This is a genomic window from Mesorhizobium sp. (assembly GCF_004962245.1).
Classification (GTDB): Bacteria; Pseudomonadota; Alphaproteobacteria; order Rhizobiales; family Rhizobiaceae; genus Mesorhizobium.
The window spans coordinates 1-5,750 of the sequence record NZ_SUHQ01000070.1; the positions used below are offsets into that span (position 1 = coordinate 1).

Annotated in this window: 8 protein-coding genes and 1 pseudogene; 6 read left to right on the forward strand and 3 right to left on the reverse strand. The window is 58.6% G+C overall.

Features of this window, described 5'->3' with window-relative positions; translation table 11 throughout:
* Positions 1-196: 196 nt before the first annotated feature.
* Entirely contained in the window at positions 197-1,684 is a 1,488-nt protein-coding gene (locus E5X88_RS33085; RefSeq protein ID WP_292168441.1) for a PAS domain-containing sensor histidine kinase, read from the forward strand.
* Positions 1,674-2,285, forward strand: coding sequence for a response regulator FixJ (fixJ, locus tag E5X88_RS33090; RefSeq protein WP_292168443.1), 612 nt, complete (start codon positions 1,674-1,676; stop codon positions 2,283-2,285). Before E5X88_RS33085 ends, fixJ begins: the two co-directional genes overlap by 11 nt.
* A 97-nt stretch (positions 2,286-2,382) precedes the next feature.
* Here fixJ and E5X88_RS33095 read toward each other — a convergent pair whose 3' ends face one another.
* On the reverse strand, positions 2,383-2,607 hold the full coding sequence (locus E5X88_RS33095) for a hypothetical protein (RefSeq protein WP_292168445.1): 225 nt from the start codon (positions 2,605-2,607) through the stop codon (positions 2,383-2,385).
* A 183-nt stretch (positions 2,608-2,790) separates the two neighbouring features.
* Here E5X88_RS33095 and E5X88_RS33100 point away from each other — a divergent pair, with 183 nt between their 5' ends.
* Both E5X88_RS33100 and E5X88_RS33105 read left to right on the forward strand, forming a co-directional pair.
* Entirely contained in the window at positions 2,791-3,036 is a 246-nt protein-coding gene (locus E5X88_RS33100) for a lipoyl domain-containing protein (RefSeq protein ID WP_292168446.1), read from the forward strand.
* A 124-nt stretch (positions 3,037-3,160) separates the two neighbouring features.
* The gene (locus E5X88_RS33105) at positions 3,161-3,499 is read left to right on the forward strand and encodes a hypothetical protein (protein ID WP_292168449.1); all 339 of its coding nucleotides are present in this window, start codon (positions 3,161-3,163) and stop codon (positions 3,497-3,499) included.
* A 30-nt stretch (positions 3,500-3,529) separates the two neighbouring features.
* Here the strand turns inward: E5X88_RS33105 and E5X88_RS33110 are convergent, their stop codons facing one another.
* Positions 3,530-3,871, reverse strand: coding sequence for a cytochrome c (locus E5X88_RS33110; RefSeq protein WP_292168451.1), 342 nt, complete (start codon positions 3,869-3,871; stop codon positions 3,530-3,532).
* Positions 3,872-3,918: 47 nt separating this feature from the next.
* Positions 3,919-4,395: a phasin family protein gene (locus tag E5X88_RS33115; RefSeq protein ID WP_292168453.1), complete on the reverse strand. Its 477-nt coding sequence runs from the start codon at positions 4,393-4,395 to the stop codon at positions 3,919-3,921.
* A gap of 126 nt (positions 4,396-4,521) precedes the next feature.
* On the opposite strand from E5X88_RS33115, the gene E5X88_RS33120 reads away from it, so the two are divergent.
* Positions 4,522-5,346, forward strand: coding sequence for a universal stress protein (locus tag E5X88_RS33120; RefSeq protein WP_292168455.1), 825 nt, complete (start codon positions 4,522-4,524; stop codon positions 5,344-5,346).
* A gap of 262 nt (positions 5,347-5,608) precedes the next feature.
* Positions 5,609-5,750, forward strand: a pseudogene (locus tag E5X88_RS33125) (Hsp20/alpha crystallin family protein); the annotation flags it as partial.

Genomic DNA, 5,750 nt, shown 5'->3' on the forward strand with positions numbered 1-5,750 from the left:
GCGCTCGCGAGCGGCTTCGCTATCGCCGACCTACACCACGCGGTGGGACACGACCTGCGGGAAGAGAGATGAGTGATAATTAGACGCGGGTTCCCCGATCAAAGGACTTCATTTGAACAACAAACGAACACCTGACTTGTCGACCGGCGTTCGCAACGAAGAGCGGGCCGCGGCCGAGCGCGACCGGCTGGCCCTGATGTTCAAGCTGGCCCCGGGTTTCATGACGCTGTTGCGTGAGCCGGGTCACGTCTTCGAGTTGACCAATGCTGCCTATCAGCGGCTGATCGGCCACCGGCAAGTAATTGGAAAGTCGGTACGCGAGGCCCTGCCAGAGCTTGAAGGCCAAGGCTTTTATGAACTGCTTGACCAGGTGTACGAAACCGGCGAGCCCTACAGGGGGCAGGCTATCAAGATCGCCCTTCGCAACAAGGAAGACGGACCGATCGAAGAGCGTATCCTCGATTTCGTCTATCAGCCCATCAAGGCAGACGATGGCCGCATCACGGCAATCTTTGTCGAAGGCACTGATGTCAGCGAGCTTTCCTTTGCAAACGCTGCCCTTCAATTGCGCGAAGATCATTTGCGCTCGATCCTGGCGACGGTGCCCGATGCAATGGTCGTCATCGACGAACAAGGCTGCATTCAATCCTTCAGCACCGCCGCCGAAACGCTGTTTGGTTATCAGTCCAGCGAAGTGCTTGGTCAGAATGTCAGTCTGCTGATGCCGTCGCCCTACCGCGACGAACATGACGCCTATCTGCATCGCTACCTGACGACCGGAGAGCGCCGGATCATCGGGCTCGGCCGCACCGTCACCGGAATGCGCAAGGATGGCTCGACCTTTCCGATGGAACTTTCCGTCGGTGAGATGCATCCCGGAACCGGCCGGTTCTTTACCGGATTCTGCCGCGACCTGACCGAACGCCACAGAGCGGAAGCCAGAATACAGGAGCAGCAGCAGGAACTTCTCCACATGGCGCGGTTTACCGCGCTCGGCGAAATGGCTTCGACGTTGGCGCATGAGATCAACCAACCGCTCACGGCCATTACGAATTACCTCAAAGGCAGCCGACGGCTTCTCGAAAAAAGTACGGACGACAACGCACCGATACTGCGCGAGGCCGTTGAAAAGGCTGCGGATCAGGCCTTGAGGGCCGGAGATGTCATTCGCCATCTTCGGGACTTCGTCGCAAGAGGCGAGAGCGAGCGTCAGGTCGAACGCCTGCCGGCAGTGATCGAAGAGGCCTCGTCCCTGGCCCTGGTCGGGGCAAGGGAAATAGATGTGCGCGTCAGCTACAAGCTTGATCCTGCCGCCGAACTGGTCTTGACCGACCGCATCCAGATTCAGCAGGTTCTGCTCAACCTGATGCGAAACGCGGTGGAAGCCATGCAAGGAGCGCCTCGCCGTGAACTGCACGTCACGACTGTTGCCAGGGATGACGGCATGGCAGAGGTGAGTGTGATCGACACAGGCGCGGGCCTTGCGCCTGAAGTCTCGGCCCAGCTCTTTCAACCATTTGTCACAACAAAGAAGCAGGGTATGGGTGTAGGCCTTTCCATTTGCCGTACTATCATCGAATCGCATGGCGGCCATATCTGGGCCGAAGCAATGCCGACAGGAGGAACCGCTTTCCGGTTCACCTTGCGCATCGTTGAAAAGGAAGAGGTCGCCGATGGCCGATAATCTTGTGCACGTGGTCGACGACGACGTGGACGTTCGCAAGTCGCTTGGTTTTCTTCTGGCGACGGCTGACTTCGCTGTGCGCCTGTATGAATCGGCGACAGCTTTTCTGGCTACAGCGACAGGCAATCTCGATGGGTGCATCGTGACCGATGTGCGTATGCCCGGCATCGACGGCATCGAGTTCCTGCGGCAGCTCAGAAGCCGTGGACATACGCTTCCGGTCATTGTCATGACGGGTCACGCCGATGTCGCGCTCGCCGTTCAAGCAATGAAGGAAGGTGCTGCCGATTTCATCGAAAAGCCGTTTGACGACGAGCTGCTGATCGATGCGATCCGCTCCGCGTTGGACAACCGCAACCCGGTGCATGCAGTTCACCCTCAATCCGCGGAGATCAACGGCCGTCTGTCGACGCTGTCGGAGCGGGAGCGGCAGGTGCTGGACGGGCTTGTTTCAGGCCTACCGAACAAGACGATCGCCTACGATCTTGGCATCAGCCCGCGCACGGTCGAGATTCATCGCGCCAATGTAATGAGCAAGATGGGTGCGAGCAGCCTGTCGCATCTTGTGCGCATGGCGTTGGTCGTGGAATCCAAACACTAGAGCGGAATGCGTTTGGATTGAACCGGGCATTCCGCTCTATCTATTTGTTTTAGCGGCATTTGTGCGACGCCAAGTGATTCCACTTGGCTGCAAAATGCTAAGGAAAGTCACCGAGGGGCTTATCGGCGGTTGCCGGCACCCTCTCCGACTTCCAGTCGCGCCAGTGGGTCGGGTGGACGTCGATCCGCGCGCCGGTCGCGGCGTTCTTCCAGCCTTCCCGTCCCCTTACGCAGGGAAATACAAGCGCATGTTCGCCGTCCTCGTCGAGGACGGCGAGTTCGAGATCCCGATCGAACGGAGCGCTTAGAATTGGTTTCCACATTCTATCATGATGCGTAGAGGCGGCAGGTCCCGCCTTGATTTGAATCATTTTCGAAATTGCTTAGCGCAAGATCGACCTGCAGCCATGCGCGTCACCGCCTAGGGATGCCGAACCGACACCTTGATCGTGATCAAATGACCGCCTTGGCGGGTGGGATATGGTCCCGGCTCAAGGAGAACCGCTATGCAGGATATCAAGGTCGATGAAGCACTATGGGCATCGAGCATGCTGCCGGAGGGTATCGTGGAGCGGTGGTTCATCGCCAGCGGTGCCGCGATCAAGGCTGGCGAACGCATAGCGGAAGTTCGAATTGAGGACGCACTGCACGAGATCGTTGCGCCGGTAACCGGGCGCGCGACGATCGTCGCCACGGTGAATGCCATTATCGAGCCTGGTTCGGTTCTGGCAACATTGGACGACACGCTGTAGCCGGGCTGAGGGCGCTCTGCATCTGACAGCTCAGGACTCTGCCTTTATCTCAACAGCAATCCAAGGACGTATCAACATGCAGACTCAACATGCCGTCGCATGGCTGGACCATCGCGAAGCCAAGGTGTTCTTCTTCGATCGCAGCGCCGTCGAAAGCTTGAGGCTTGCAACCACGCTGACGCATCACCAGACCCATAACAAGGCGGGAACCATCGATGGAAAGCGCGCGCCGGAAAACCAGTCTTTTTACCATGATATTGTCAGCGGCCTGCAGCCGGCAAAGGAGTGGTTGATCGTAGGATCAGGATCGGCGAAGGACGAGCTGGTCAAACATATCCGCAGCCATCATCCACACCTGAAGGATCGCATCGTCGGCGTCGAAACGGCGAATCATCCTACGGAAGCGCAGGTCGTGGCGCACGCACGGACATTCTTCCGGGCCGCCGACCGTATGTTGCGATAGCCCGGCCCTGCCCGCTTGCTTGGGCAGCGGTCAGGGCTGCTGCAGGCTCTCGATATAGGCGATGATTGCCTCGATCTGATCGGGGCTAGCAACCCATTCTGGCATGTCGGGATGGCCGGTCGAAATGCCTTCCGCGAATGACTCCTCCAGATCGGTGAGCGGATAGCGCTGCGAGAGCGTACGAAATTCCGGCGCATCGGGATGGCTGCTTTTGCCTGTTTTTCCAATCGCATGGCATCGAGCGCAATTGACTTCGAGCAACGCTTTTCCGCGCGATACAGGATCGGCGTTCGCCCACGGGGCATGCAGCCCAAACGCTGCAGCAAGGATTGCCGCGAGCGCAGGAACAGAGGTCGGGAATCCAACCCTCATGGAGAATGCCTATTCGGCTGGCTATCGACGGCTTCGATTTCCATCGGTCAGCCTACCGTACTTGCGGCCAGATCCTCAACCGTGGTCTCGGTTCCCTTCCGAACGCGCTCGGCTGTTTCCGAAGCAAGTTTGGAGCCGATCGAGGCAACCCTGCCGGCTTCGATCGCGTAGTCCGAGGTCGCGTTCTGAAAGAAGGTGTTGAGCACATCGAAGGCATCGTTGAATTCGTTGCCAGCGACGAGATCGTCCGCCAGTCTGACGTTCTGCTCGCAGCGGTGTTTCAAGAAGGAATGCGTCTCGATCTGGCAACGCATCATCGCCTTGAAAGCCTGGGCCTGAAGATCCGCTGCTGCGAGAAGGAACCGGAGGCCATTGTTCGCCCTCGGCGAGGGCTGTAAGGCGAATTGCGACCGATCAGGTTGAGTCTGCATGATTGTCGCTCCGTTGTGGTCCGTGGTACGGGCCGTAGTTGTTTGATCGACAACACTAGCGCCAGCCTGCGATGCGTCGTTGATCAAGGTCAACGTGCACCGGCCTTTGCCAAAGGCACTGAACAATCCGCACCACCTGATCCCATGCGCTTTGACACGCATCAAAGCGCCTGATCCTGCTTGGTGGCGTTCTCATGCCAGATGCAGAAGGCCAGGGCGATGTCTTTCAAGACGATAATGGTTCAACTGGATGTGGATGTCATCGCCGCGCCGCGTATTTCGTTCGCGTGGGACCTTGCCCAAAGGTATGAGGCCGATCTGATCGGCTTCTGTGCTGCGGAAGGCCGTTTCGTCATGCCCTCAGGCCCTGACGATAGGGCCGCCGCAAGGGCGATGTGGTGTCAACTCGAAGAAATAGAAGACCGCCTCAACTGCTTGAAGGAGGAATTCCTGGGTACCGTGAACGGCAGCAATCGCGCCTCGTGGCGAGGCGAAATCGGCAATCCGACCGAACGACTTGCGTTCAACGCACGCGCCGCGGACTTGGTAGTGACGGGGTCTCCAATGCCCGATTTCTTGGTCGACCATCACCGCCTCGTGGATCCAGACAGCCTGATTCTTTCCGCTGGCCGCCCGATTCTCATCGCATCGGAAACATTTGCCCCGATCGAGCCCGAAAGTGTTTTGATTGCGTGGACCGATACACGCGAGGCACGACGCGCCGTGGCTGACGCCATGCCCTTCCTGGCCGGCGCGAAAGACGTTGTGATCGCCACCGTCGATGGTGGGAATTCGACGTCCCGCGCGAGCGCGGCGGATGTGGAGCGTTTTCTGGCAAAGCATGGAGTGAGCGCACGATCCGAAGTGGTGGATGGATGCCGCTCGGAGCCGGCGGAAATTCTTCTTCAGATCGGGCAAGACATTGCAGCCGATCTCATCGTTCTGGGTGGTTATGGCCATAGTCGCATCCGGGAATTGGCTTTCGGCGGCGTGACACGCTCGATCCTCCAGGCCGGATCATTTCATCGGCTTATCTCGAATTGAGTGAGGCTTTTGACATCGATCAAAGCCGGCCTCTCCTACAAACGCCTTGATGCAATTCTTGTCAGGCTGAGCCGAGCTTGGTGATGCGGGCGCGATGAACCGGGGCAAAACGCGGATTCGCGAAGCAATGGACCAGTCCGGCGACGACACCTGGCGAGCGGGTCCGCTGGCCTCCAACTCTGGCGCCTCTTGGGAGACCTAAAGGTGGAAGGGTGGAGGCGGCGGTACCTGTCCGTCAAACTCACTTCCAAGGAGAAGACCCATGGCCGAAGCTGCCACCAAACTGCCTGTCAAAACAGAGAAAAGCACTGCGCCGGCGCCAGCTGGCAACTGGACGGCTCCGTTCGAAAGCCTGCGTCGCGAAATCGACCGTCTGTTCGATGACTTCCATCCGTTCGATTTTC

What these genes read in the sequence shown, in the direction of transcription:
- E5X88_RS33085 (WP_292168441.1), top strand. Translation starts at nt 197, where the DNA reads ATGTTCAAGCTGGCCCCGGGTTTCATGACGCTGTTGCGTGAGCCGGGT.
- E5X88_RS33110 (WP_292168451.1), bottom strand. Translation starts at nt 3,871, where the DNA reads ATGAGGGTTGGATTCCCGACCTCTGTTCCTGCGCTCGCGGCAATCCTT.
- E5X88_RS33095 (WP_292168445.1), bottom strand. Translation starts at nt 2,607, where the DNA reads ATGTGGAAACCAATTCTAAGCGCTCCGTTCGATCGGGATCTCGAACTC.
- fixJ (WP_292168443.1), top strand. Translation starts at nt 1,674, where the DNA reads ATGGCCGATAATCTTGTGCACGTGGTCGACGACGACGTGGACGTTCGC.
- E5X88_RS33100 (WP_292168446.1), top strand. Translation starts at nt 2,791, where the DNA reads ATGCAGGATATCAAGGTCGATGAAGCACTATGGGCATCGAGCATGCTG.
- E5X88_RS33120 (WP_292168455.1), top strand. Translation starts at nt 4,522, where the DNA reads ATGTCTTTCAAGACGATAATGGTTCAACTGGATGTGGATGTCATCGCC.